The following is a 26,096-nucleotide window of genomic DNA, read 5'->3' on the forward strand; positions in this document are numbered from 1 at the left end:
TTACCAAGAGTATCAAATGTCGTGGGCAATCGATCCGTTTGCCTGCCGCTGCGACACCCCCACGTTGCACAACGACACGTCGGATTGGGTCACGGACCTCGCTGCCCCGGGTTTGACGATGAAACGCACCGCGACGCTGAACCTGGAAGAGTTCGACCCGGAAGTCCTCGACGCCGCGCGCGACGTGGCGCGCCGCGCCGGCGTGCCGGTGGAAGCCTGGATCGCGTCCATCGTCTCGCCGGATCAGAAGCCCAAGGCGCGCCGTTCCCGCACCTCCTCGTCCACGCACCATCAGGCCCGGCCCCGCCCGGAGGGACAGGTCCCGTCGCCGGTGCCGCCCGCCCCGGTGGAGACCGCCGCCGTTCCCGAACCCTCACCGGTCGTCGAGGCCGCCGCCGCTCCCGAATCCTCCCCGGAGGCCGAGCCCGTCGCCGAGATCGCCGCCGTCACCGAAGTCGCGGCCGTCACCGAAGTCACTGCCCCCGCCGAAGTCGCTGCACCCACCGAAGTCGCGGCCGTCGCTTCGGACCCGGTCGAGCCGTTCACGAACTCGATCGCCGAGATGATGCGGCGTCTCGACCGGATCGACCACAAGATCGGTCAGGACCAGCAGGCCTCGCAACAGGCGGCGAGCCGGACGATCGAGGAGATCGAGGCCCGGATCAGCACCGTGCTCGATGCCGGCCTGTCCCCGGCCGCGCAGATGGCCGAGCGCCTGGGCCAGATCGAGCGCCGCATGGTCGAGCTCGGCGAGCAGCTGGCGTCCCCGCGGCCGATCGGCCGGCGCGGCCGTCCGGCGGAGGCCGAGATCCGCGACGCCGTCGCCGAGATCCGCCAGCGCCAGCGCGAACTCGATTCCGACGGGACGCCCGCCCAGGGCAAGGCGAGCGGTGCCGCTCTCCGGATGCCGTCTCCCGCCATTTCCGAATTGCAGGCCGAGACGAGCCGCCTGCGCGAATCGATCGGCGGCCTCGCCACGGGTCGCGACGTCGGCGCCCTCGAACAGGCCATGCGCTCCCTCGTCACCGGGGTCCAGCGCGCCCAGGAGCCGGCCGACCTCGCCGCCATCGCGGCCCCGATCGAGTTGATCCGCGTTCAGGTCACCCGTCTCGCCGACGACGTGGCCGAGAACGTCCATGCCCGCGTCGCCAATGACGTGGAGCGCCTCGCGGCGAAGGTCGACGGCGCGCTCAGCAACAGCACGCCGGGCTTCGCCGACCGCGACGAGCTCGGCAACCTGTTCCGCGAGCTCGACGAGATCCGCCGCCTGATCGCCGCCCTGGCCGGGCCGGAACGGATCCAGAGCCTCGCGCAGGGTCTCCAGGCCATCAGCGCCCAGATCACCGAGCTGCAGGGCGGCGTCGGCGGCGACGGCTCCAACATGGCCGAGCTGCGGCCCCTGCTCGAAGAGATCCGCACCGGATTGCGGACCCCGCAATCGGGGGGGATCGAGGAACAGATCCAGGCGATGGGCGCCAAGCTCGACGCCCTGCGTGACGGTGCCTCCGGCGGCGGCGGCAATTCGGACGCGATCATCGTGCGCATCGACGCCCTGGCCGACAAGGTCGAGCGGGCCAGCGTCAATCCCGTCGGCGACCTGATCGGCCGCCTCGAAGACCTGGGCGAGACCCTGCGCCGGCCGGTGATTCCCGGCGGCGACCTCGCCTCGATCCACGGCATGCTCCACGACCTCGCCGAGAAGCTCGACCGTGTGGGCGGACCCGTCGGGCCGCGCGCCGAGGGGCTGGATGCCCTGGAAAAGCAGGTCCTGGCGCTCGCCAGCCGTATCGACACGCGGGACGCCGACCCGGCCCTCGCGGGGCTCGAGCGGACGATGTCCGATCTTCTGGCCCAGGTCTCGGCCCTGCGCGACGAAGCACCGATCGAGGCCGCCGTGGAGCGGGCGGCGCGCAACGCCGTCGCCGAGAGCATCGGGACCACCGGCGATACCGGCGAACTCGAGTTGCTCAAGGCCAGCCTCGCCGACCTTCGCATGCATCAGGCCGCCTCCGAGCAGCGGATGCAGGCGACCCTCGACGGTGTCCATTCGACCCTGCACAAGCTCGTCGGCCAGCTCGGCGCCCTGGCGGAGGGCGGAGCCCTCCCCACCAACCACGCCTGGTCGACCCATGACCTCGCCGAGCGCCTCGCGGTCGCCACCGGCCGCGTGGACGAGCGTGCGCCGATGCAGAGCGGAATCGGCGTTCGGCGCCCCGAAGCCCTGCGGGTGAGCCCCACGACACAATCCTTCGAACTCGGCCATGTCACGGACCTGCCGCTGGAGCCCGGCACCCGGCGTCCGAGCCCGGATCGTCCCGCCGACGCCGCGACGGACGCTGCCGCGCCGACCGAGAGCGACATCAAGACGAGCTTCATCGCCGCCGCCCGGCGCGCGGCGCAGGCGGCGCAGAACGAGGCGGCCGAGGCTGCCCGCTCGCCCGGGATGCGCGGTCGCGCCTCATCCGACAACGCCGCGGAAGCCCCCGTCCCCGGGCGCGGCGCGCGGCTGCGCGCCGAACTGGACAAGCGCCGTAAGCCGCTGCTCCTCGGCCTCGCCGCCATCGTCCTGGCACTCGGAGCGCTGCAGGCCATCAACACCCGCCGTGGGGGCGCCGACGCGTCCGCGCCGAAACTCGCCGCGACGACGGCGGCTCCGGCCGAACCGTCCGAGAGCCCGGACAAGGCCTCCACCGCCGCGACGGCCGGCACCTCTCCGGCCAGCGCTTCACCGGCCGGCACGGAAACGACCGCTCGGCCCGACCCCGAGACCACCCAGTCGATTTCCGACGTCGCGCCGCCACCGACCGTCCCGGCGACCGCTACTGCCGAAGCCGCATCTCGGCCGCCCCAGCGCACCGTGCCGAAGGTCGCCGCGCTGCACGACCTGGCGGGCGATCTCGGCGCCGTGCCCACCGGGCTCGCGCAGCTTCGCAAGGCCGCCCTCGATGGCGACGGCGCCTCCGTCTACGACCTCGCTTCCCGTGCCCTCGAAGGGCGCGGCATGCCGCGCGATTTCGCCGTGGCGGCGAAGCTGTTCGAGGCCTTGGCCGGTGCCGGCTACGCCCCGGCGCAGTACAAGCTCGGCGGCCTCTACGAGAAGGGCTCCGGGGTGGTGCGCGACCTCTCCCAGGCCAAGCTCTGGTACGGGCGTGCGGCGGAGCAGGGTCATGCCCGCTCGATGCACAACCTCGCCGTGGTCTATGCCGAGAACCCCGCCGCGAACGGCAAGCCGGACTACACCACGGCCTCGCAATGGTTCCGGCGCGGCGCCGAATACGGCATGCGCGACAGCCAGTACAACCTCGCCGTCCTCTACGCGCGCGGCCTCGGTGTGCAGCAGGATCTCGTCCAGTCCTACCTCTGGTTCTCCGCTGCCGCGGCCCAGGGCGACGACGATGCGGGCCGGAAGCGCGACGACGTCGCCGCGAAGCTCTCGCCGAAGGATCTCGTCACGGCGCAGAGCCTGAGCACCGCCTTCAAACCGAAGGCGGCGCTCCCGGCCGTGAACGAGCCCCCCGCGCCGACCGGCACCGGGGTGGACGGATCGATGAGCCTGATCGGCGCTCCGCCCCCCGCCGCGCCGGTGCCGGCGCCGCGCCGCAGCACGGGCGCATGACATGAGCCGCGCATGACAGGGACCGCGCGTGATAGCGACGCGCATGGCCGGTAAGAACGCGGCGCCGCAGCGAAACGGCGTTTCGTAACAAGAGCTTGTCCGGGTTTTGGCGAGGCGCCAGCCCGTCGGTGGCGTGGCGTCCGGTCGGCGTTCCGGGCCGTCGCAACCGTGTATATGATCGAGATCGATGCGATCCAGCCTCCCGGATCGCGGATAACGGAGCCGGAGATTTGATGGCGCGTGTGACGCCCATACCGACGTCAGCCCTCGTTCTCGGCGTCGCCGGCCTCATTCCCTTTCTGGGTTTCGCGGTTCTCTCCCTCAGCGGCAGCGATGGCGGCCTCGGCAATGTCGGCCTGGCCCCGCGCACCATCCTCTCCACCTACGGCGCGGTCATCGCCTCGTTCCTCGGCGGCATCCGCTGGGGGGCTGCCGCTTCCGGCGGTACGGGCGGGCGCGACTACGTCATCGCCATCCTGCCCTCCCTCATCGCCTGGGCGGCGCTCGCTTGTCCCGTTCCGTGGGACCTGCGGGTGCTCGGCCTCCTCGTCCTCGGCTGGGGCATCGTCGATCTCGACCTCGTCCGGCGCGGACTCGTTCCGAGCTGGCTCGGGCGTCTGCGGCTCGTCCTGTCGGTGGTGGCCGGCTGCGCCCTGCTGATCGCGGCGTGAGGGTTCAGGGCCGGTCCGGGCTCAGCCGGGCGAGATAGTCCCCGGCTTCTTCCCAGGATTCGGCCGTGCCGGAAAAGCCGACATAGCCGTCGGGCCGCACGAGGATCAGCCGGTCGCCGTCGGGCGGGCGTCGCGGCGTCGGCTCGACGAGGGCGGGAAACCGCGCGGCGAAGGCGGCGCCTCGTTCCGAATCCGCCGCATAGAGGACGAAGAGCGGCACCGATCCGGAACCGGGGGGCTTTCCGTCATCCTGCGCCGGTGCCCAGCGCATCCCGGCCTCCGGGCCGTGCGACAGCGGGCTGTCGGCATAGGCGATTCCCACCTCGCTCATCGTGGTCGCCATCTTGTCCTGCACGGCATGGAAGCCGAGCATGAACCGGAGCCCGAGGTTGCGCACGCCCTGCGCCACAGGGTTCGACAGGGTCGCCATGTCGGTGAGCCGGCCGGCATTGCGCAAAACCATGTCGCCGACGGCGTTGCGCTCGGGGCCGTAGCTGTCGAGGAGCGAGGGCGCGGCCTGCTTCCGCTGCACCATCGCCAGTTTCCAGGCGAGGTTGATGGCGTCCTGCATCCCGGTATTCATGCCCTGGCCACCGGCCGGGCTGTGGATATGCGCCGCGTCGCCGGCCAGGATCGCGCGCCCCCGCGCATATTGCGAGACCTTGCGCTCGTTGATGCGGAAATGCGTGAGCCAGACCGGATCGGCGACACGGAAGCCGCCCGCGCGCCGGTCCGCCAGGGCCTGTACCGCGTCGAGGGTCGGGTCCGGACGCGGATGCGCCGGATTGGTCTTGCCGACCTGGGCGATCACCCGCGCGCGGCCACCGGGGATCGGGAAGACGACGAGCGGCCCGTCCCGGTGGAGATAGGTCGCGATCTCGTCGCCGGGCGGTGCGCCGTCGCCCTCCAGGCGAATGTCGGCCAGAAGCCAATCGTCCCCCTGGGCCTCTCCCTCGAAGGCGAGATCGAGCCCGTGCCGCACTTTGCTGTGCGCGCCGTCGCAGCCGATGAGCCAGGATGTCGACATGGTCTCCTCCGCACCGTCCGCGTGGCGCAGCGTCGCCTCGACGTGGTCGTCGCCTTGTCTGAAGTTCACGAGCTCCACCTCGCGCTCCACCGCGACACCGAAGGTGGCGAGATGCTCGATCAGCAGGCGCTCGGTCTCCCGCTGCGGGATCATGAGGGCGAAGTTGTAGATGCTGGCGACGGTGTCGAACCGGATATAGCCGAGGATGCTGCCGGCGCTGCGCAGGCTCGCCCCGTGGGCGCGCAGGCCGGCGTCGAGGAAAGCCTGCCTGCACCCCATCCGGTCCATGAGTTCGAGGGTGCGCGCCCAGACCACGAGGGCCTTCGAGGTCTGCGTCGGCTGCGGGCTCTTGTCGATCAGACGGAGGCCGATGCCGTATCGGGCGAGTTCGGCGGCGAGGGTGAGGCCGACCGGGCCGGCCCCGACGATGAGCGCGTGAAGCATGACCGTGCCCTGGCTCCGCTGCGATTCGCATTCGCCACTACTGTACCGGCATTCCGGGCTGGGGGCAGCGACGGAGACGAAGACGACCGCGTGGTGGCTTCCGATCGGCTGCGGATTGGCGTCCCTGAGTGCAGCCGTGCTGTTCTCGTTCGCCCTCGACCGGCCGCTTGCCTGACCGAAACGCGACCTCATCCTGAGGCGCCGCGTGAGCGGCCTCGAAGGAGCCCTCCAGGACGCGCCGAGCGAACTGGAGCCCTCCTTCGAGGCCTCCGCTGCGCTGCGCGGCGCCTCAGGATGAGGGGGTTGGTTGGGATGGTCCATACTCCCCGGGTCGTCGACCCATGAACCCGATCAACGACGCCCTTAGATCGGAGAGTACCCCCATGCCGCCGTCGTCGCTCGGCATCGATGGCCGGGCAGGATTTACCGCGCAGGATGCCCCAGCGGCGACAGGGTTTCTATAAGTGCCTGACATAAAACAGGATTTTCCGTCGCGACCGGCGGCGTTGTTCTTGCAATGCAGGCGTGTATCGCTGGGAAAATCGTGCCGCCATGTCCATCGGTCTCAACGGAATATCCGCCCCGGGAGCGAGCTACCCCGTCCGTGCGACATCGTCCGGATCGACGGAGGCGTCGGCGAAGGACGACTTCCTGAAATATGCCAAGATGACGCCCGCCGAGAAGATCCGCGAACAGATCCTCAAGAAGATGGGCCTCACGGAGGAAGCGTTGGCCGGGATGCCGCAGAAGGAACTCGAAAAGATCAACGATGCGATCAAGGAGAAGATCGAGGAACTGGTGAAGCAAGGCCGGGAGAAAATCGTCGGGGCCTTCGCCGACATCAAGGCCTGACGGGACGGCTCCCTCTCGATCGGCGCTGAGTGTCTCTCACAAAACTCCCGCTGCGCCGTCATGCTCGCAGCGAGAACCGACCGTGATCGGGAGTTTTGTGAGCACTCTTAGTCCCGCGCCAGCATCGCCTTGCCGATGGCGAAGACCCGGCCGTCTCCCAGGAGATGCGCGGTGAAGCCGGCGGGAAACAGCGGATCGAAGGCCGGGTTGCGCACGTTGAGGCCGCCCGCATAGGCGCCGAAAGCCGGCATCACCAGGCGCTTCCCGTCGGTGACGAAGCAGCGCCGCCGAACCGCCCGGCCACGCATGGCGACCTTGCCGCAGGGATGCAGATGGCCGGCGATCTCGCCCTCCGGCGCATCCGGCAGCGGCTCGTGCCGCAGGGTCAGGCCACCGAGGGCCAGCGTCTCGGCATAACGCCCGCCGACGCCCTCCGACACGGCATGGTCGTGGTTGCCGGCGATCCAGACCCAGTCCCGGCCTTCCTGCAGGGCGGCGATCATGGCGCGGTCGCCGGGCTCCATCCGCTCGGGGCCGCGCGCATCGTGGAAGGAATCGCCCAGAGCCACGACGCAGGCCGGGTCGAAGCGGGCCACCGCCTCGTGCAGGCAGGCCAGGGTCTCGCGGGTATCGTAGGGTGGCAGGAACTGGCCCGAGCGCGCGGCAAAGGCCGAGCCCTTCTCCAGATGCAGGTCGGAGACGATCAGGGTCCGGTGCGCGGCGAGCCACAATCCACCGCAGAGGTCGAGGGTGAGGGCTTCGCCGGCCAGCGTCAGGCCGGGGGTCTTGATGGTCCGTTCGAGTTTCTGGCCGAGCGCCAAGATCGCATCCTCTAATCCGGGAAAGGGGCGCGTCACCCGAGCGCTTCTTCGAGAAGCTGCGCCTCGGCCTCGGCCAGGATCTCGTCCGCGCCTTCGCCGTAGACCTTCTCGCGCCCGATTTCGAGCATGACGGACACGGAGAGCGGCGAGACGCGATCCAGCGCCTTGTGGGTGATTCGCCCCTGGATGCGCCTCAACATCATGCCGAGGCGGGCCACGTCGAGGAGTCCGGTTGCCGCATCCTGCCGGGCGGCGCGCAGGAGCAGGTGGTCGGGCTGGTGCTTGCGCAGCACGTCGTAGACGAGGTCGGTGGACATGGTGACCTGCCGCCCGGTCTTCTTCTGGCCGGGATGGCGCCGCTCGATCAGCCCGGCGATGACGGCGCATTGGCGGAAGGTGCGCTTCATCATGGAGGATTCGTCGAGCCAGGCTTCGAGATCGTCGCCGAGCATGTCCTGCGCGAACAAGTCGGCCAGGAAACCGGGCTCGCGGGTGATGGCCTCGCTCACGTCGCGGGTCATCCAGACGGCGATGCCGTAATCGTTGGCGGCAAAACCCAGCGGGCGCAGGCGCGCGCGCTCCATGCGCCGGGTGAGCAGCATCCCCAGGGTCTGGTGGGCGAGCCGGCCCTCGAATGGGAACGCCGTGAGGTAATGGCGGCCGCCACGTGGAAACGTCTCCACCAGCAAGCCCTCGGGGCCGGGCAGGATCGAGCGCTGGCGCTGGAGCAGGAGGTAATCCGCCACCTGCTTCGGCAGCCGGTCCCACTCGAACGGATCGGCGATGAGGGCGCGGACACGGGCGGCGAGGAAGGTCGAGAGCGGAAATTTCGCTCCCGCATAGGAGGGAATCGCCGGGTCGGTGCCGGGGCCCGCCCGCGTCGCCAGGGCCTCGTCCTCGGACAGACCCTCGAAGCGCAGCACCTCGCCGGCGAAGAGGAAGGTGTCGCCCGGCGTCAGGGTGTCGGCGAAATCCTCTTCGATCTCGCCGAGCACGCGCCCGCCCTTCGGCAGGATGGCGCCCGGCTTGCCGCGCACCCCGCGTGCGAGCCGCACCTTCACCTTGGCGGATTCGACGATGGTGCCGACATTCATGCGGTACTGTTGCGCGGTTCGCGCATCGCGCACCCGCCACAGCCCGTCCGGCCCGCGCAGGATCTTGGCGAAGCGCTCGTAAGCGCGCAGCGCGTAGCCGCCGGTGGCCACGTAATCGACCACCGCCTCGAAATCCTCCCAGGACAGGGTGGCGTAGGGCGCCGCCGAGACGATCTCGTCGTAAAGCTGCAAAGGATCGAACGCATCGGCGCAGGCCATGCCGAGGACGTGCTGGGCGAGGACGTCCGGCGCGCCGAGCCTCGCATCCGGCGTGTCCTGGGCCGCCGCCTCCACCGCGTCGAGGGCGGCCTGGCATTCGAGGATCTCGAAGCGGTTGCCGGGGACGAGATAGGCTTTCGACGGTTCGTCCATGCGGTGGTTGGCGCGCCCGATCCGCTGCATGATCCGGCTCGCGCCCTTCGGCGCGCCGATATTCACGACGAGGTCGACATCGCCCCAGTCGATGCCGAGATCGAGGGTGGCGGTGCAGACGATGGCCCGCAGCTGCCCCGCCGCCATCGCCGCCTCCACCCGCCGCCTCTGGCTGGCGTCGAGGGAGCCGTGATGGAGCGCGATGGGCAGCGAGTCTTCGTTGATCCGCCAGAGTTCCTGGAAGGTGTACTCGGCCTGGAGCCGGGTGTTGACGAAGACCAGCACCGTCCGGTGCGCCTGGATCAGGTCGTAGATCGCCGGCATCGCCTGTGAGGCGGTGTGGCCGGCCAGTGGTAGGGTCAGGCCGGTATCGAGCAGGTGCAGGTCGGGTGCCGCCCCGCCCTTCACCACGACGAGGTCGGCCATGGCATCACCGAACCCTCCCCCCTCTGCGGGGGAGGGTGGCCCGCGAAGCGGGTCGGGAGAGGGGAGCGCCGGTTCCGGAGAGGTCGACCCCTCTCCCGCCTGCTCCGCAGGCACCCTCCCCCGCAGAGGGGGGAGGGTCATCGAGCCCTGCGGCACCAGATACCGCCGCAGATCGTCCGGCTCGCGCACCGTGGCGGAGAGGCCGATGGCGGTGAGGTTCGGGCTGAGGCGGTGGAGCCGCGCCAGCCCGAGGGACAGCAGGTCGCCCCGCTTCGAGGTGACCAGCGCATGCAACTCGTCGAGCACCACGCAGGAGAGGTTCGCAAAGAGCTCGGCCGCCTCGCGATGGGCGATGAGCAGGGCGAGCTGTTCCGGCGTCGTCAGCAGGATGTCGGGCGGGCGCTCGATCTGGCGCGTGCGCTTGTGCGAGGGGGTGTCGCCGGTGCGGGTCTCGACCCGGATCGGCAGGCCCATCTCGGCGATGGGCGCTTCGAGGTTGCGGGCGATGTCGACGGCGAGCGCCTTCAAGGGCGAGATGTAGAGGGTGTGGAGCCCCCGCGTTTTTCGCGATGGGGCGCGCTCGGACAGGGCGACGAGGCTCGGCAGGAAGCCCGCCAGCGTCTTGCCGGCTCCCGTCGGCGCCACCAGCAGGGCCGAGCGCCCGTCGCCGACGATCCGGAGCAACTCGGTCTGGTGCGGCCGGGGTGCCCATCCGCGCGAGGCGAACCAGGCCTCGAACCGCGCGGGGAGGGAGCCCTCAGGCAAGAGTCATCAGGCGAGCGCCATCAGGAACCGGTCGATCAGTTCGAGGGCGCGCTCGGTCATGGCGCCGGGATAGCGCACGAAGACGTGGCAGCCGCCGGGATAGATCGCGGTATGGCCGCCATTGCCGGCCGCCGCCCAGCGCGACGACATGTAGAGCGTGTCGTCCAGCAGCGGATCGTGCGTGCCCACCGAGAACAGGGCAGGCGGCAGGCCCTTCAGCTCGGCATAGAGCGGCGACACGTCGGGGCGGCGCCGGTCGATGCCGTCGCGCACGTAGTCGTTGGCGAAGGTGGTGAGGTCCTGGGTGTTCACCACGAGGCGGGTCTCGCCCCAATTGCGCACGCTCGGCGTCAGGCCGAGATCGAAGAAGCCGGCATTGAGGTTGGCGCCACGGAAGGCGCGGGGCAGGTTGTGCCGGTCGCGCAGGCGCAGGAGCGTCATCACGGCGAGATGCGCGCCCGCAGATTCCCCGCCGATGGTGAGCGCCGAGATGCCGAACTCGGCCTTGCCCGGACCGGCGAGCCACAGGGCCGCCGCCTCGCAATCCTCCAAAGCCGCCGGATAGGGATGCTCGGGGGCGAGGCGGTACTCCACGGACAGGCAGACGAAGCCGCAGGCATCGGCGATCCGCTCCAGCCACGGATCCTGTTCGTCGGCGGCACCCCAGACCCAGCCGCCGCGGTGGATGTGGAGATAGGCGCCGCGCAGCCTCTTCCACTTCCGGGCGTCGGGGCGGATCAGCCTCAGGGACAGCGGCCCGTCGGGGCCGTCGATGACCACCGTCTCGGCGCGGGCGCTGCGCGGCATCGCGGGCGAGGCCTGGGTTCCCTGCCGGCGGCGCGCGCGCACCTCGGAGAGGGGGATCGACCAGGGATCGGCCTGGGCCGCATGGGCCGCGACGATCTCGGCGTTGAGGCGGTGGGTCTCCGGATCGATCGTCGCCGGGTCGAAGAGGGCGTGGTCGATCATGGAACGGTTCGTCTCATCCAGTGTGGGGCCGAAGCGGCATTCGGGCTGGCGCGTCGAATGTGGGCGAAGCCCGCACCGATGCCAGTCGCAAGGCCGGCGCGAAACGCCCTAACGCCCCAATGGACAGACGGTTTCGTTCGGGTGTGTCGCATCGGTCACGCTTCCGCCGGGTTCGCCGGCTTCAGAGACGCCGATGAGGCCCCATATGTCCGAAAGAGTTCAGCCGTCGGATCACGGCCAGAGGATGACAGCATGATCGTCGACAACGACCCGCGCCGACAGAGACCGTACCAGGGCCGTCCCCCCGTCGGGAGTGGCTATTCCGATGGACAACCGCGTTCGGCCCTGCGGCGCTTCCTCGGCGGTTCGCCCATGGCGGTGCTGGTGAAGCTGCTGTTCCTGTCCATCCTCGTCGGCGCCATCATGGCGACGCTGGGCATTACGCCCGGCCTGCTGTTCTGGCACATCTACGATGCGGGCCGCGCGCTCATCGACCTCGGGTTCGAGACCTTCCACGATTTCGGCCGCTGGATCCTGGCCGGTGCCGTGGTGGTGGTGCCGCTCTGGCTGCTGTCGCGGTTCCTGTCGGTCTCGAAATAGGCAAGCGGACCGCATTCTACCGAGGGACATGAAAAAGGCCGGCGTTTCCGCCGGCCTTTTTCAATTCGACGCGTGTCGAAGACGATCAGCGCTGGACGATGACCTTCGCGCCGACCTTGGCGCGGGTGTAGAGATCGGCCACGTCGTCGTTGGTCATGCGGATGCAGCCCGACGACACGGCGGTGCCGATCGTCTCCGGCTCGTTGGAGCCGTGGATGCGGTAGATCGAGCCGCCGAGATACATGGCGCGGGCGCCGAGCGGGTTCTCGATGCCGCCCTTCATGAAGCGCGGCAGGTCGGGGCGACGGCGCAGCATCTCGGCCGGGGGACGCCAATCGGGCCATTCCCGCTTCATCGTGATGGTCTGAGTGCCGCCCCAGGTGAAGCCGGGACGACCGACGCCGACGCCGTAGCGCAGGGCCTGACCGCCGCCGAGCACGTAATAGAGCCGGCGCTCGGCCGTGGAGACCACGATGGTGCCGGGAGCGTAATTGCCGCCGAAGGCGACCTGCTCGCGCTGGATCGCCGACATCTGCGGCACGGCCGAGGCCATCGGGTCGGCCGGGTTGAGCGAGGCGTTGGCGGTGGGCACCGCCACCACGGCGGCGGGGGCGGGCTCCGCCTGCGGACGCACGCGCAGCACCAGCGCGTTGTCCAGGGGCTGGCGGGTGAGGGGGTCGATCTCATAGGCGGCGGCGGGCGAGGCCCAGACTCCAACCATGCAGGCGAGCCCGGACAGGGCGGGGGCGATACGGCGCATCAAAGCCTCTCGAAGGCAGGCGAAACGTGGGGGAAACACGGTCGGTAACGCGACGCAGGATACCGTTTTCCGATCGCCAAGACGTAAACGCTGCCGCCCCAAAGCCAAGCTGAATTCGCGATGAAGCGATGGTTGCGCCGGGGTCGTGACTCCATGGCCACAGTGTGGCGGCTTAGCCGTATTCGCAGGGATTATTGTCCGGGGGCCAGGTCGGCCGGGAACAATCTCCGACGCGGCGGAACCGGAACCGCGCCGGACGCCGTGGTCCTCCGGATCAGACCGCGTCGAGGCCGAGGTCGATGATCGGCGCGCTATGGGTGATCCAGCCGCTGGAGATCAGGTCGACGCCGGAGGCGGCGATGGCGCCCACCGTCTCGCGGTTGATGCGGCCCGAGGCCTCCGCGATGGCGCGCCCGTCGATCATCCGCACGGCCTCGCGCAGCTGGTCCGGGCTCATGTTGTCGAGAAGTACCGCATCGGCGCGGACAGACAGGGCCTCGGCCAGCTGATCCAGCGTGTCGACCTCGATCTCGATCTTCACGAGATGCCCGGAATAGGCCCGTGCCCGTTCGATGGCGGGAACGATCCCGCCGGCCACGGCGACGTGGTTGTCCTTGATGAGCACGGCATCGTCGAGGCCGTAGCGGTGGTTGGAGCCGCCCCCGGCCCGGACCGCGTGTTTCTCCAGGGAGCGCAGGCCGGGCGTGGTCTTGCGGGTGCAGACGATCCGCGCCTTGCCGTGCGGCCGGGCCGCCTCCACGAGCCCTGCCGTGGCGGTGGCCACGCCGGACATGCGGCACAGGAGGTTCAAAGCCACGCGCTCGGCGGTGAGGATGGCGCGCGCCGGACCGTCGAGACGGATCACCACGTCACCGGGCGAGACCCGCGCGCCGTCGCCCCGTTCGACCACGACCGACACGGCCGGGTCGATCAGCGCGAAGGCGATGATGGCCGCATCGACGCCGGAGATCACCCCGTCCTGCCGGGCGGCGATGACGCCGGAGAGGCGGGCATCGGCGGGCACGATCGCGTCGGTGGTGATGTCGCCGGCCCGGCCGAGATCTTCCAGCAGGGCCGCGCGGACGATCGGCTCCACGAGGAGGCGGGGGAGGGGGACGAGACGGGCATCGCTCATGGGGTCGCTCGTAAGATGGTCGCTGGAAGGGGGCCGACGGTCTCGGTCGTCCGATCTAAACCGGAGCGACCGTATCGGCCGAGACGGTCTCCGCGATCCGCCAGACCTCGGCCAGGGTCACGTCGCTATGGCGGGCCGGTGCCTGCTCCGGGTGGTCGCTGCGCCAATGGGCACCCCGGCTCTCGTGGCGAGACAGCGCCGAGGTCGCGACCATCAACCCGGTGAGGGCCGCGTCGGAGCCCTGCCTCGCCGCCGGCGCGAGGTCGCGCACAGCGTCGGTGAGGCCATCCGCGTCGCGCACCACCCCGACCTGGGCTTCCATGACCCGGCGGATCGCGTCGTGATCGGCCTCGTCGTGCCGGCGTGGCTCGGCCATCACCGCCGGACCGGGGGCGGGGACGGAGGCGACGGCCTCGGCGATCCAGGGGGCGAAGGCCATCGCTTCGAGGAGGGAGTTGCTGGCGAGGCGGTTCGCGCCGTGCAGGCCGGTGGAGGCGACCTCGCCGCAGGCGAACAGGCCGGGCACGGTGCTGGCGCCGGCACCGTCCACCTTGATGCCGCCCATGTGGTAATGCGCCGCCGGCCGCACGGGGATCGGCTGGCGCTGCGGATCGATGCCGGAGGCGGCGCAGAGGCCCGCCACGGTGGGGAACCGCGTCGCCATGCGCGCGCCGAGGGCACCGCGACAATCGAGGAACACCTCGGTGCCGCGCCGCCGCGCCTGGAAGATCGCGCGGGCGACCACGTCGCGAGGCGCGAGATCGCCCCCGGCGATGCCAGCCATCACCGGCTCGCTATTCGCATCGATCAGCCGCGCGCCCTCGCCGCGCAGGGCTTCGGTGGCGAGCGGCATCGGGTCCAGCCCCACCGAGATGGCGGTGGGGTGGAACTGCACGAACTCCATGTCGCGCAGGGTCGCCCCTGCGCGGGCCGCGAGCGCCAGCCCCCGGCCCGTGGCCCCGCGCGGGTTGGTGGTGGAGGCGTAGAGGGAGCCGAGCCCGCCGGTGGCGAGCACCACCGACCGCGCTGCGAGCCGCACCGAGGCACCGTCGCGCTCACAGACGAGGCCGGCGACGGCGCCGCTCCCGTCCTGCAGCAGGCCGCGGACATCGGCGACCAGGATCTCGATGGACGGCGTCAGCGCCACGGCCTTCAGCAGCGTGTCGAGAACCATCCGCCCGGTGGAATCCCCGCCCGCCCGGACGATGCGGCGGCGCGAATGCGCCGCTTCGAGGCCGAGCGCCAGGGCGCCGGCGGCATCCCGGTCGAAGGGCGCGCCGAGGCCGACGAGCCACTCGATCAGGCCGGGGCCGGCTTGCGCCACCCGCAGGGCGACGGCCGGGTCGGTGAGGCCGGCGCCTGCGGCCTCCGTGTCCGCCGCATGCAGTGCGGCGGCATCGTCCTCGGCCATGGCGGCGGCGATGCCACCCTGCGCCCAGCCGGTCGCCGTGCCGCTGCCGAGGGGCGATGCGGTGACGAGGGTGACCGGGCGGGGGCTGAGCCGCAAAGCCGTGGCGAGGCCGGCGACGCCGGCGCCGACGACGATCACCCGATCAGAGCCGGAGAGGGTGAAGGAGAACGGGGAATGCGCGTTCATCGCGGACGCACCGCGAGCATGCGCTCCACCGCCGCGCGGGCGCGCTCGGCGAGTTCCGGCTCCACCGTCACCTCGTGGGTGAGGGTCTCCAGCGCATGCCGGATGTTCCGCAGCGACATCCGCTTCATGTGCGGGCACAGGTTGCAGGGCTTGATGAACTCGATGTCCGGGTTGGCGGCGGCGATGTTGTCGCCCATGGAGCACTCGGTGACGAGCACCACCTGACGCGGCCGCTTCTCGGTGACGAAGTTCATCATCATCGCGGTCGACCCCGAGAAGTCCGAGGCCGCCACCACGTCGGGCGGGCATTCCGGATGGGCGATGACGGTGACGCCGGGATAGCTCTCGCGCACCTCGTCGATGTCGGCGGGGGTGAACTGCTCGTGGACCTCGCAATGGCCGGCCCAGGTGAGGATCTCGACCTCGGGCACCAGGACCTGGACGTTCTGCGCCAGGAACTCGTCGGGGATCATCAGGACGCGCGGCGCATTGAGCGAGCGCACCACATCCACCGCGTTGCCGGAGGTGCAGCACACGTCCGATTCCGCCTTCACGGCGGCGGAGGTGTTGACGTAGGTCACGATCGGCACGCCGGGATACTTTTCGCGCAAGCCCCGCACGTCGGCGGCGGTGATCGAGTCGGCGAGCGAACACCCGGCCCGCATGTCGGGAATCAGGACGGTCTTGCCCGGATTGAGCAGCTTGGCCGTCTCCGCCATGAAATGGACGCCGGCCAGCACGATCACGTCGGCATCCACGTTGATGGCCTCGCGGGCCAGCGCCAGGCTGTCGCCGACGATGTCCGACACCGTGTGGAAGATCTCGGGCGCCTGGTAGTTATGAGCGAGGATGACCGCGTTGCGGGTCTTCTTCAGCTCCAGGATCGCCGCGACGTCGTCGGCCAGGGCCGGCCATTCGATGGCCGGGACATGCCGGCTCACGCGGGCGTAGATCTCGGGCAGAGGCAGGGTCGAAACCCGGTCGATCGGAAAACTCGTGGCCGCCATGGACGCGTCCTCAGTTATGCTCAATCTGAGCATTGTGCCGACTAACGTAGGCGCGCGAGATACGCTTGTCTAGATATGCTGAGCCTGAGCATATTCATTTTGCAGTGCGATATTGTGCAAACGTCATCCTCAGCCACCGCCGTCCCTTCCTGCATGGTCGAGCGCGATAGTTCCTGATCGCATGCAGGGACGATCAGACGTCGAGCGCCGGTTCGGTCCGATAGGCACGATGCAGCAGGGCGGCGAGGTCGCCGGATCGCGGCGGCTCCGGCAAACTCGTGGAGCCCGTCCGCCGCTATGACCGCCTCGCGCTGGGGGACACCGAGGGCGGTCAATCGCCGACGGATGATTCCCATCGTGACCCCAGCCAGGATGTCGGCCTGCGGTTATGTCCGCGATTTCTTGCCCTGTGCGCTCGCCGGGCGCGGCGCATTCGAACCCTGCGACGAGCTTCGGCAGACGTTGCGCCGGCACATCGCGCAGGTGGACGAGCGCATCACCGAACTGGCGAAGAGCCGCAGCCTGCTGGAATCGATCCTGGCCACGATGTAGTCCCGCCGGGCCATTGCCGCATCGCCGAGGCCGACCCGCGCCCCGGCACGCGCTGCGTCAGGACGACCGCCGCGACGGGGTCAGCCGGAACCCCGGCGCCGGGCGCTCCAGCAGCACCTCACGGCGGAAACGCACGAGGCGGGCAGGCCGCCCTGCGGCGCCGCTCGTGACTTCGTCGGTCTCCTCCACCAGCCCCTGCTGGGCCACGAGCCGACGAAAGTTCTGCTTGTGGAGATTGGCACCGGACAGGGCCTCCACGGTGCGCTGCAGCTGGAACAGGGTGAAGGTCGGCGGCATCAGCTCGAACACCACGGGGCGATACTTGATCTTGCCGCGCAGCCGCCCGATCGCCGTGGCGAGCACGCGGCGATGATCGAAGGTCATGGGGCGCCCCGTCGTGGCGATATCCGCGGCGCATGCCTCGCCGGCCTGCCCCTGCGCTTCGGGAATCAGCCCGGCCTCGAACAGGAGTTCGTAGCGTTCGAGCACGCGCTCCTCGTTCCAGGCCCCGCCGCCGATGCCGAAGGTGAGCCCGAGCCTGTCCTCGCGCCGGCGCCTGACCTTGGCATCCACCGCCCCGGCGGCCCAGGCCAGGAGCTTGGCCTCGATGCCGTCGAGGGTCTCCGGCCGGCCGGCGCGCCAATCCTCCCAGGGCAGGAAGGCATACCAATTGTGCCACGACGCGTCGGGGAGGGAGGCCGAGCGCATCTCCCGCACGAGGGCAAGGTAGGCCACGGACAGGGAGTGGAGGCCGGCCGAATCGTCGCCCTGCCGGTCGCGGTCGCCGAAGGTGTAGAGCTGCTCCACATAGCCGAGGCGCTGCTGCGTCTGGCGTTCCACCCAGGCGCGCAGGCCGCGCTCCAGCGTGGGGTGCTCCGGCACGAGGGGGCCTGCCGGCAACCCGGTCTCACGGCCCGTGGCCTGTCCCGGAACCCGCACCGTGAGCGCGCGTGGCTCACCGTCCGTCGCCGCGACGATGACGGCGACGAGCCCGACCGCCGACGGATTGGGAAGCGCGCCGGTCGCCTCCACCGCAAACCCGTCCTGCGCCCTCGTCACCTGTCCCGCCCCCCGGTCCGTGAATGGGTCTCATGGCAGATTGTGTGCCGGAATCAACGCGCGACAGGGTGCGCGCATCGCTTCACGCCTTGGCGGGCACCGGCCGGGCCGGGTTGCCGACCACCGTCGCGCCGGGCGCCACGTCGCGGGTGACGACGGCGCCGGCCCCGATGATCGCATGGTCGCCCACCGTGACGCCGGGCAGGATCAGCGCGCCGCCGCCGATCCAGACGTTGCGGCCGATGGCGATGGGACGGGCGAATTCCAGCCCGGCCTCGCGCGCCTCCGCCTCGCGGGGATGGTCCGCCGTGAGGATCTGGACACCCGGCCCGATCTGCGTCCGGTCGCCGATCGTCACCGTGGTGCAATCGAGGATGACGCAGTTGAAGTTCAGGAAGACGTGAGCGCCGATGCTGATGTTGAAGCCGTAATCGCAATGGAACGGCGGCCGGATCACCGCGCCGTCGCCGACCCCCGCGAAGATCTCGCGCAGCAGAACCCGGCGCTCGTCGGCGGGGCGGCCGAGCATGGCGTTGTAGCGCGCGAGCCAGACCTGGCAGGCGCGCAGGTCGGCACCGAGTTCCGCGTCGTCGGGGTGATAGAGGTCCCCCGCGATCATCTTCTGCTTCGGCGTGCGCCCGGCTTCGGTGGTCATGCCAGTCTCCGTGCTTCGTCGAGGCGGGGAGTAGGCCGATGGGCCGGGGCCGGCAAGCGAAGCGGCGCGGATCGGCTTCCCGTGGCACCGCCGCCCGCCTAGGATGCCGCCGCTGCGGCTTACCGGAGGAACGATGTGATCGGACGCGACACCGCCTTGGGCTCGACCGTGCCGGTCGACGTGAGGCTCTACGGCATTCTGGACGTGGGCGTCTGCGGCGATGACGGCGCCGACCTCGCCGAGATGGCGGCCGAGGCCGTCGCGGGCGGGTGCACCCTTCTTCAATACCGCGAAAAATCCATCGAGAACGCCCGCGAGGCGCTGGCGCGCATCCGCGCCATCCGCGCGGCCATCACGGGCACCGGCGTGCCGCTCCTCGTCAACGACCGCTGCGATCTCGCTCTGGCGGCCGAGGCCGAGGGCGTGCATCTCGGCCAATCGGACCTGCACCCGGCGGAGGCGCGGCGCATTCTCGGCTCAAGCGCCATCATCGGCCTGACCCTGAAATCGGCGGCCCAGGCAGACGAGCTCTATCGCCTGCCTGTGGATTACGCCTGCATCGGCGGCGTCTTCGCCACCACCAGCAAGGACAATCCCGATCCGCCGGTCGGGCTCGACGGGTTCACGCGCATCGCCTTCCGGGCGCGCCTCGCCCGGGGCACCGGCTTTCCCGTCGGGGCCATCGCGGGCATCGACGGCAGCAACGCCGCGTCGATCGTCGCGGCGGGCGCCGACGGCATCGCCCTGATCTCCGCGCTGTTTTCCACCGAGGAGGTGGAGGCCCGCGCCAGGGACCTGCGCTTCCGGGTGGATTCGGCCCTCGCGGCGAGGGGCGCGGGCCGTTAGGCCCCGGCCTGAGCGGGTCGCCGGTGAAATTCTCTAAGTCTCTGTTCTAAAATCATTTTCAATCGGGCCGGATTCCCTCGTTCCGGACGATGGTCTAAGCAGGTTCGCATTGGCAAGCCAACGCTTTACCTCGCTTAGGCCTTTGAAGTGTCGCAGGTTTGAGGACGCAAAACCGGTGACCACTTTTGCTAAACCTGCTTAGGGTTGCTGCAACGCAAGGGACGAGACACGCCATGACACCCATCGCCGTCACCATAGCGGGCTCCGATTCCAGCGGCGGCGCCGGTATCCAGGCCGATCTCAAGACCTTCGCGGCGCTCAAGGTCTACGGCGCCAGCATCATCACCGCGCTCACGGCGCAGAATACCCTGGGCGTCCAGGCCATCCACGACGTGCCGGCCGATTTCATCGCCGCCCAGATCGACAGCGTGTTCTCCGATCTCGACGTGAATGCGGTGAAGATCGGCATGCTGTCGAAGCCCGCGGTGATCGAGGCCGTGGCCGCCGGGCTCGGCCGTCATGCCTCCCGCATCCCCATCGTCCTCGACCCGGTCATGGTGGCCACGAGCGGAGACCGCCTCATCTCCGACGAGGCGGTGGAGGCCATGCGCCGCCACCTCCTGCCCCTGGCCGATCTGGTGACGCCGAACCTCCCCGAGGCCGCCACCCTGATCGAGTCTCCCGTGGCCAAGAGCGAGAACGAGGCGGTGGTGCAGGGGCGCAAGCTCCTGGCCTTGGGCGCCCGCGCCGTCCTCATCAAGGGAGGCCATGCGGAGGGCACCGAGAGCGTCGACCACCTCATGAGCGCCGACGGGACGCTGCGGCGCTTCGCGTCGGCCCGCGTCGAGACCCGCAACACGCACGGCACCGGCTGCACCCTGTCCTCGGCCGTGGCGGCGGGCCTCGCCCGCGGCCTTCCCCTGACGGAGGCCGTCGCCCAGGCCAAACGCTACGTCACCGCCGCCATCGCCGCATCCGGCTCCGTGAACGTGGGACGAGGACACGGACCGGTCCATCATTTCCACGCCCTTTGGCATTGAGACGACGGAGAAGTTGGCCTCCTTCGCCTTGCATCGGATGCCTGATTGCGTTTGAAGTACCGCACGATCGTTCGATGTACGGAACGGCGCGATAGGTTCTGGGACAATGCAAGATCAGGCGACGACGCCCGAGCGGGGGCGGCAGCGGGACATCCTGAACGGGGCACAGGTTCTCTCGGGCCAGCTCGGCAAGACCATCCAGAGGCTGCGCAAGGCCTACAATCTCTCGCTTTCCGAACTCGCCGAGCAGTCCGGCGTCGCGAAATCGATCATCAGCCAGATCGAGCGCAACGAGACCAACCCGACCCTGGCGACGATCTGGCGCCTGAGCCAGGCCCTCGACGTTTCCATCGAGCGCGTGCTGGCCACCAGCGACGAAGAGCCCTTCATCGAGAAGACGTCGCGCGCCGACACGCCGATCCTGCTCTCCGACGACGGCAAGATACGCCTCGCCATCGTCGGCTGGATCAAGACGGTGGAATGGCTGCAATGGTACGAGGTCACGGCCGATCCCGGCGGCGTGCTCGATTCCGATCCGCACCAGCGCGGCTCGGTGGAATCCCTCACCGTCACCGAGGGCGCCCTCGAAGTCGAGGTGGCCGGCACGTTCCAGCGGGCGCGGGTGGGCGAGACGCTGCGCTACCGCTGCGACAGGCCGCACACCGTGCGCTGCGTCGGCACCGAGCCGGCCAAGGCGATCATGGTGGTGATCATGAAGGCCGCCGTGATGGAGTAGGCTAAATAATCCGACTGATATTGGATGCCTGAGAGGATACCAAAACTGAGAATATCCAATCTATGACTGATCACGGAAACGTGATCACAATTGGGTAGTAGTCTAAGTCGAGTCGTATTGACGAAATTGCTGATTGAATATTCAACGATGGTAGTTCAGCTGCCAATCGATGGATCGTGCCATGCCTGTTCGCAAATGGGGCGGGGAGACGCTGGTCAATACCAAGACTGCGGGTGACCAGACATCGGCGGTCGTCACGGTCTTGAACAACGGAAACGTCGTGGCCGTCTGGCAAGATGGCAGCGGTTCCACTGCGGTTCTACGCGGACAGACGTTCGACACGACGGGAGCGCGGATCGGCCGCGAGTTCCTGGTCGACGAGACGACGATCGGCGACACGCTGCCGAGCATCGCGCCGCTGGAGAATGGCGGCTTCATCGTCACCTACCAGCACTACGCCTCGCCCGAGAACCAGGATCTCTACGCTTCTGTCTTCGATGCGGCCGGAAAGTATCAGAGCCGGATCGTCTCGACGTCCTTTGCCAATCAATATCAGCCCGATGTCGCCCAATTGAGAAACGGCTCGGAATCGATCCTGGTCTGGCAGGATCTCGAATCGACGAACGGGGACATCCGCGCCGCGACCTACAACGCGGACGGAACGCTCAAGCCCTCCTTCGTCGTCAACAGCGTGGTCGACGGGGTGCAATCGCACCCTGCCATCTCGGCCGGGCCACTGAGCATCCTTCCCGTGGCCGTCTGGCAGAGCGGAAACAGCATCAAGGGTTCGCTGCTTGGACCCGACGGAACCTACGGGTCCGAATTCCAGGTCAACATCCCGACCGGCGACATCCCGATGGAGCCCGATGTCGCGTATATCGGTGCCGGTCGGTTCGTGGTGACGTGGACGTCGTTTAACCAGGGCAGCGGCGGCGGTATCCATGCGCGGCTCTACGGGGTCTATGGCGGCATCGCGCAGCCGATCGCCAGCGAGATCTTCGTGAACTCGACCACCTTTGGCGGCGATCCTACCCTCACGCCGCTGAATAACGGTGGATTCGTCGTATCCTGGTCGGAAACAAACTACTTCGGCGGCAGCGGACCCGACACATCCGGCTCGTCGATCCATCTCCAGGCGTTCGACGGGTCCGGCGCGAAGATGGGCGGCGAGGCCATCGTCAACACGACGACGTCGAACTCGCAGTTCGATCCCTCCGTCACCGCGCTTCGTGACGGTCGCGTCATGGTGACCTGGACAGATTACAGCGGGGCCGGAGGCGATGCGTCGGGCTCCTCCATCAAGATGCAGATCATCGATCCGCGCGACGGCCTCGTCTACGGCGCCGGCGGCGACGACCTCCTCTACGGGCACGATTTCGTCAATGACGAAATCAATGGCGGCGACGGGGCCGACAGGCTTTACGGCCTCAACGGTGCGGATGCCCTGTATGGCGGAGAAGGCGACGACCTCCTCGATGGAGGAGCAGGCGCGGATACGATGGTCGGCGGCAGCGGGAACGACCGCTACTACGTGGATTCGCGGGACGACCGTATCGTCGAGTTGAAGGAGACGGGAAAGGACGTCGTCGTCTCTTCCGTCAGCTATTCGCTGGCGGGAACCTACGCGGAAACGATCCTTCTGACGGGCACGGGCGCGATCTCGGCCACAGGCAACGAATCGTCCAACAAGATCGTCGGCAATGCTGCGGCCAACACGCTCTCGGGCGGGGCGGGCACCGATACGATCGAGGGCGGTCTCGGCAAAGACTCGCTCTTGGGGGGCATGGGCAACGACAGCTTCGTGTTCGACACCAAGCTCGGCGCCACGAATGTCGACACGATCAACGATTTCGCCAATGTTTCGGGCAACAACGATACGATCAAGCTGGACAATGCGATCTTCACGGCCCTGGTAAAGACCGGTGTTCTCTCCGCTGGACTGTTCGCGGCGAATACCACGGGGACGGCGACGCAGAGCGACGACCGGATCGTCTACGAAACCGATACGGGCCGGCTTCTCTACGATTCCGACGGGGTCAACGGCGCTGCGGCCGTCCTGTTCGCCGTTGTGAAGGACCATCCGGCCCTGACCGCTCAGGACTTCCTGATCGTCTGAGGTTTACCGATCGCCCGACCGGGCTCAATGTCCGGAATTCACCCAGCGGACCATGTCGGCCAGCACGATGCTGAGCGCAGCGTCGAGACCGACCGCGGCGCTGCCCGCCTCGATCTTGGCCACGGGCACCCGCGCGGTGAAGATGCGGGCGGCGACCACCTTGCCGGTGCCGTCGGCGATGAGCTTGGCCGAGACGTCCACCACCGCTTCGCCCGAATTCGAGGCGATGTCGAAGGCGCGGATCTCGCTGATCAGCGCGTAATCGGCGACGATCTTGTCGCCCGGACGGCTCACGGATTTCAGGCGCCCGGAATTCTCGAGGCTCTGGATCAGCCGCGTCTGGACGAGGCGCGGCAGGCGGTCGGCCCATTGGCCGCCGCCGAGGAACGACAGGGCGCCGCCGGCCTGACGCACGATGATGCGATCCTGCTCGAAGGGCTGGAGGCCCACCGGCTCGGCCACCGAGATCGACCGTGCCGCCACGCTCGGCCGGCCGGAACTCGGCAAGGCGGCGAGGTCGAAGGTCATGGGCGCGCCGCCGCCGCAACCGCCTAGCAGGGCGGAGAGGCAGGCGAGCGCCAGGGCATGCGAGCGAAACGTCATCCGAAGAGCCTGGAAACCTGTGCAGCGCGGCAGAACGCGCAACCGTAAACTACGCCATAGCGGTTTCCGTGCCGTGACGCCGGACACATGCGGCTAGGCTTTGCCGGGTTCAGCGGCCACCGTTGTATTCCGGCAACGATGGCTTGCCGCCGAAGATGACCTGGGACGGGTCGCGCTCCAGGCTCTTCACCGTCCGATTGAGGGTGTTGAGGGTGCGCTGGCCGTCCGACGACAGGGCTTCGACTTCGCGCCGTCCGGTCCCGCTGAGCTTGCTGAAGCTCGACGCGATGGTGGATGTGCGCTTGTCGAGGTTCTCGGAGAGGGTGCGGAAGGCCTTGCCGGCGTCGCGCACGGAGATCGCCGCGTCGCGCACTTCGGCGAAGGTGCTGCTGCCGGTCTGGCCCGAGGCGGAACCGAGGAAGCTCTCGGCGCCCTTCAGCACGTTGTCCACCCGGTCGGCCGAGGCGTTGAGCTTGGCCGCCAGCGAGCGCGCATCCTTGACCGCGCCCTCGATGTCGGGGCTGGCCGTGCTGAGCGCCGCAGAGAAGCGCTCGGCATTGTCGATGACGCGGTTGAGCTTCTGCCCGTCGATGGCCTTCACCAGCGAACTCACGGCGGGGCCCGCATCGCTGAGGGTCTTGGAGAACGATTCCACGTTGGCGAGGGTGCGGGTGATGGCGCCTTCGTTGCCGGCCACCAGCTTGTCGAGGCGCTGGAGCATGTCGTCGGCGCGCTGTGCGATCTGCTTGGCCGCCGTCATCATGTCCTGGATGTCGGAACTGTCGGCGAAGATGGTGGGTGTCTGATCGCCCGAGCCCGGCGTCAGCGCCGGGGCATCCGCGTTGCCGCCGGAGAGCGAGATCGTCGAGACGCCGGTGAGCATCGCCGAATCGAGGCGGGCGCGGGTGTCGGCGCGCAGGGGCGTGGTGCGGTCCACCTCCACCATGGCGACCACGCGGCGCGGGTCCTGCGGGAGAAGGCGCACGTCCATCACCTCGCCGACCTTGATGCCGTTGAAGGCCACGGTCGAGCCCTTGGCGAGGCCGCCCACGCTGCCGGAGAAGACGATGCGCACGCCCTGCCGTTCCTGGCTGCGCGATCCGCCCTGAAGCCAGAACACGAAGCCGAAGGCGGCCACGACGACCGCGAGAGTGAAGGCGCCGACGAGGGCGTAGTTCGCACGAGTCTCCATTGGATCAGCGATACCTCGGCGTGGCGGGGCGAGTGCGGTGCGGGGACGCACGCGGTGCGCGAGCCCCGATCGATCGCTGCGCGATGTGGCGCACGGCTCCGCACAGGCGCCGCGCGGATGGGATGGAAGGCCTTCCGGCCGATCGGCCCGAAGGCCCTTCCGAAGGCTCGGATGTATCGGCGGGGAGCACGGCGAGGCTCCCCTTCCAAGAGGGGGAACCCGCGATGCCCTCGAATCGTGTCCGGACCCGGATCGGCAGGACACAGGCTCCGGTCCGACCGACCGGCGCCCGCATCGTCAGGACGGCGTCAGGCGGTTGCATGCCGGCCTCCCTGCGGGACGATGGCCCGCGCGCGCTTGCCGTGGAAGTAGGAGCGCAGCCAGGGGTGGTCGCTCGCCAGCATCGCCTCGATGGGACCCTGCGCGATGATCTGCCCGTCGCCGAGAGCCGCGATGCGGTCGCAGGCGGTGTAGAGGCTGTCGAGGTCGTGGGTCACCATGAAGACGGTGAGGCCCAGCGTCTGCTTCAACGTGGCGACGAGTTCGTCGAACTCGCCCGCGCCGATGGGGTCGAGGCCCGAGGTCGGCTCGTCGAGGAACAGGATTTCCGGGTCGAGGGCGAGGGAGCGGGCCAGGGCCGCGCGCTTGATCATGCCGCCGGACAGTTCGGAGGGGAGCTTGTCGGCGGCATCGGGCTTCAGGCCCACCATCTCGATCTTGAGGCGGGCGAACTCGTCGAGCAGGCGCTCGGACAGGTTCAGGTGCTCGCGCATGGGCATCTGGATGTTCTGCTTCACCGTGAGCGCCGAGAACAGGGCGCCCTGCTGAAACAGCACGCCCCAGCGCTGCTCGATCTGCCGACGGCGGGTCATCGTCATCCCGTCGACGTCCTCGCCGAACACCTCGATCGTGCCCGAGCGCTTCGGCACCAGGCCGAGGATGGTCCGTGTGAGGACCGACTTGCCCTGTCCGGACGGACCGACGAAGCCGAGAATCTCGCCGCGATAGATGTCGAGGTTGAGCCCCTTCATCACGATCTTGTCGCCGAATCCGACCACGAGATCGCGGACGCCGATGATGACGTCGCGGGCTGGGGCGCTGTCGAACCGCGCGGGGGGGGAGGACATGTGATTCACGGGCG

22 protein-coding genes are annotated in these 26,096 nt (G+C 69.1%); 9 read left to right on the plus strand and 13 right to left on the minus strand.

Features of this window, described 5'->3' with window-relative positions:
* Positions 1 to 118 precede the first annotated feature (118 nt).
* Positions 119 to 3,616 carry an SEL1-like repeat protein gene (locus A3OM_RS0102680; RefSeq protein ID WP_026175655.1) on the plus strand — a complete coding sequence of 1,166 codons (3,498 nt, stop codon included), beginning with the start codon at positions 119 to 121 and terminating at the stop codon, positions 3,614 to 3,616.
* A gap of 233 nt (positions 3,617 to 3,849) precedes the next feature.
* Positions 3,850 to 4,287, plus strand: a complete 438-nt coding sequence (locus A3OM_RS0102685) for a DUF3429 domain-containing protein (RefSeq protein WP_018042190.1) — start codon at positions 3,850 to 3,852, stop codon at positions 4,285 to 4,287.
* A 4-nt stretch (positions 4,288 to 4,291) separates the two neighbouring features.
* On the opposite strand, the gene A3OM_RS0102690 is transcribed toward A3OM_RS0102685, so the two are convergent.
* A complete protein-coding gene (locus A3OM_RS0102690) occupies positions 4,292 to 5,758 on the minus strand; it encodes an FAD-dependent monooxygenase (protein ID WP_018042191.1) in 1,467 nt (488 codons plus the stop codon).
* Between the two features lie 552 nt (positions 5,759 to 6,310).
* Here A3OM_RS0102690 and A3OM_RS0102700 point away from each other — a divergent pair.
* A complete protein-coding gene (locus tag A3OM_RS0102700; protein ID WP_018042193.1) occupies positions 6,311 to 6,610 on the plus strand; it encodes a hypothetical protein in 300 nt (99 codons plus the stop codon).
* A 107-nt stretch (positions 6,611 to 6,717) separates the two neighbouring features.
* Here the strand turns inward: A3OM_RS0102700 and pdeM are convergent, their stop codons facing one another.
* Genes pdeM through A3OM_RS0102715 form a run of 3 tightly spaced genes read right to left on the minus strand, consistent with a single transcriptional unit; the run spans position 6,718 to position 11,057 of the window.
* On the minus strand, positions 6,718 to 7,431 hold the full coding sequence (gene pdeM, locus A3OM_RS0102705; protein WP_018042194.1) for a ligase-associated DNA damage response endonuclease PdeM: 714 nt from the start codon (positions 7,429 to 7,431) through the stop codon (positions 6,718 to 6,720).
* A 32-nt stretch (positions 7,432 to 7,463) separates the two neighbouring features.
* Positions 7,464 to 10,088, minus strand: coding sequence for a ligase-associated DNA damage response DEXH box helicase (locus A3OM_RS0102710; protein ID WP_018042195.1), 2,625 nt, complete (start codon positions 10,086 to 10,088; stop codon positions 7,464 to 7,466).
* Positions 10,089 to 10,094: 6 nt separating this feature from the next.
* Positions 10,095 to 11,057 carry an alpha/beta hydrolase gene (locus tag A3OM_RS0102715; RefSeq protein ID WP_018042196.1) on the minus strand — a complete coding sequence of 321 codons (963 nt, stop codon included), beginning with the start codon at positions 11,055 to 11,057 and terminating at the stop codon, positions 10,095 to 10,097.
* Positions 11,058 to 11,309: 252 nt separating this feature from the next.
* On the opposite strand from A3OM_RS0102715, the gene A3OM_RS0102720 reads away from it, so the two are divergent.
* A complete protein-coding gene (locus A3OM_RS0102720; RefSeq protein ID WP_018042197.1) occupies positions 11,310 to 11,657 on the plus strand; it encodes a DUF6460 domain-containing protein in 348 nt (115 codons plus the stop codon).
* Positions 11,658 to 11,742: 85 nt separating this feature from the next.
* Here A3OM_RS0102720 and A3OM_RS0102725 read toward each other — a convergent pair whose 3' ends face one another.
* The 4 genes from A3OM_RS0102725 to nadA all read right to left on the minus strand — a co-directional run bounded on the left by A3OM_RS0102725 (position 11,743) and on the right by nadA (position 16,156).
* Positions 11,743 to 12,417, minus strand: a complete 675-nt coding sequence (locus A3OM_RS0102725; protein ID WP_018042198.1) for a L,D-transpeptidase — start codon at positions 12,415 to 12,417, stop codon at positions 11,743 to 11,745.
* A 274-nt stretch (positions 12,418 to 12,691) separates the two neighbouring features.
* Positions 12,692 to 13,552 (minus strand): carboxylating nicotinate-nucleotide diphosphorylase, encoded by an 861-nt coding sequence (gene nadC / locus A3OM_RS0102730; protein WP_018042199.1) that lies wholly within the window; start codon positions 13,550 to 13,552, stop codon positions 12,692 to 12,694.
* A 55-nt stretch (positions 13,553 to 13,607) separates the two neighbouring features.
* On the minus strand, positions 13,608 to 15,149 hold the full coding sequence (locus tag A3OM_RS0102735) for an L-aspartate oxidase (RefSeq protein WP_018042200.1): 1,542 nt from the start codon (positions 15,147 to 15,149) through the stop codon (positions 13,608 to 13,610).
* A complete protein-coding gene (gene nadA / locus A3OM_RS0102740) occupies positions 15,146 to 16,156 on the minus strand; it encodes a quinolinate synthase NadA (protein ID WP_018042201.1) in 1,011 nt (336 codons plus the stop codon). The genes A3OM_RS0102735 and nadA overlap by 4 nt, the downstream gene beginning before the upstream one ends.
* 357 nt (positions 16,157 to 16,513) lie before the next feature.
* Here nadA and A3OM_RS23400 point away from each other — a divergent pair, with 357 nt between their 5' ends.
* On the plus strand, positions 16,514 to 16,708 hold the full coding sequence (locus tag A3OM_RS23400; protein ID WP_157196426.1) for a MerR family DNA-binding protein: 195 nt from the start codon (positions 16,514 to 16,516) through the stop codon (positions 16,706 to 16,708).
* A 57-nt stretch (positions 16,709 to 16,765) separates the two neighbouring features.
* Here A3OM_RS23400 and A3OM_RS0102755 read toward each other — a convergent pair whose 3' ends face one another.
* Both A3OM_RS0102755 and A3OM_RS0102760 read right to left on the minus strand, forming a co-directional pair.
* Entirely contained in the window at positions 16,766 to 17,767 is a 1,002-nt protein-coding gene (locus A3OM_RS0102755; protein WP_051074296.1) for a hypothetical protein, read from the minus strand.
* A gap of 82 nt (positions 17,768 to 17,849) precedes the next feature.
* Entirely contained in the window at positions 17,850 to 18,422 is a 573-nt protein-coding gene (locus A3OM_RS0102760) for a sugar O-acetyltransferase (protein WP_018042204.1), read from the minus strand.
* 135 nt (positions 18,423 to 18,557) lie between these two features.
* Between A3OM_RS0102760 and thiE the strand changes: the two genes are divergently transcribed.
* From thiE to A3OM_RS0102780, 4 genes are all read left to right on the plus strand, one after another.
* Positions 18,558 to 19,268: a thiamine phosphate synthase gene (gene thiE / locus A3OM_RS0102765; protein WP_018042205.1), complete on the plus strand. Its 711-nt coding sequence runs from the start codon at positions 18,558 to 18,560 to the stop codon at positions 19,266 to 19,268.
* Positions 19,269 to 19,501: 233 nt separating this feature from the next.
* Positions 19,502 to 20,308 carry a bifunctional hydroxymethylpyrimidine kinase/phosphomethylpyrimidine kinase gene (gene thiD, locus A3OM_RS0102770; RefSeq protein ID WP_018042206.1) on the plus strand — a complete coding sequence of 269 codons (807 nt, stop codon included), beginning with the start codon at positions 19,502 to 19,504 and terminating at the stop codon, positions 20,306 to 20,308.
* Positions 20,309 to 20,414: 106 nt separating this feature from the next.
* On the plus strand, positions 20,415 to 21,044 hold the full coding sequence (locus tag A3OM_RS0102775; RefSeq protein WP_018042207.1) for an XRE family transcriptional regulator: 630 nt from the start codon (positions 20,415 to 20,417) through the stop codon (positions 21,042 to 21,044).
* A 181-nt stretch (positions 21,045 to 21,225) separates the two neighbouring features.
* Entirely contained in the window at positions 21,226 to 23,160 is a 1,935-nt protein-coding gene (locus A3OM_RS0102780) for a calcium-binding protein (protein WP_157196427.1), read from the plus strand.
* Between the two features lie 24 nt (positions 23,161 to 23,184).
* Here the strand turns inward: A3OM_RS0102780 and A3OM_RS0102785 are convergent, their stop codons facing one another.
* The 3 genes from A3OM_RS0102785 to A3OM_RS0102795 all read right to left on the minus strand — a co-directional run bounded on the left by A3OM_RS0102785 (position 23,185) and on the right by A3OM_RS0102795 (position 26,082).
* Positions 23,185 to 23,763, minus strand: coding sequence for an ABC-type transport auxiliary lipoprotein family protein (locus A3OM_RS0102785; RefSeq protein ID WP_018042209.1), 579 nt, complete (start codon positions 23,761 to 23,763; stop codon positions 23,185 to 23,187).
* Positions 23,764 to 23,872: 109 nt separating this feature from the next.
* Complete coding sequence (locus A3OM_RS0102790; RefSeq protein WP_018042210.1) at positions 23,873 to 24,955, minus strand: MlaD family protein; 1,083 nt, start codon at positions 24,953 to 24,955, stop codon at positions 23,873 to 23,875.
* 308 nt (positions 24,956 to 25,263) lie between these two features.
* The gene (locus A3OM_RS0102795; RefSeq protein WP_018042211.1) at positions 25,264 to 26,082 is read right to left on the minus strand and encodes an ABC transporter ATP-binding protein; all 819 of its coding nucleotides are present in this window, start codon (positions 26,080 to 26,082) and stop codon (positions 25,264 to 25,266) included.
* Positions 26,083 to 26,096 lie beyond the last annotated feature (14 nt).

Origin of the sequence: Methylobacterium sp. 88A, assembly GCF_000376345.1 — a bacterium.
GTDB lineage: Bacteria > Pseudomonadota > Alphaproteobacteria > Rhizobiales > Beijerinckiaceae > Methylobacterium > Methylobacterium bullatum.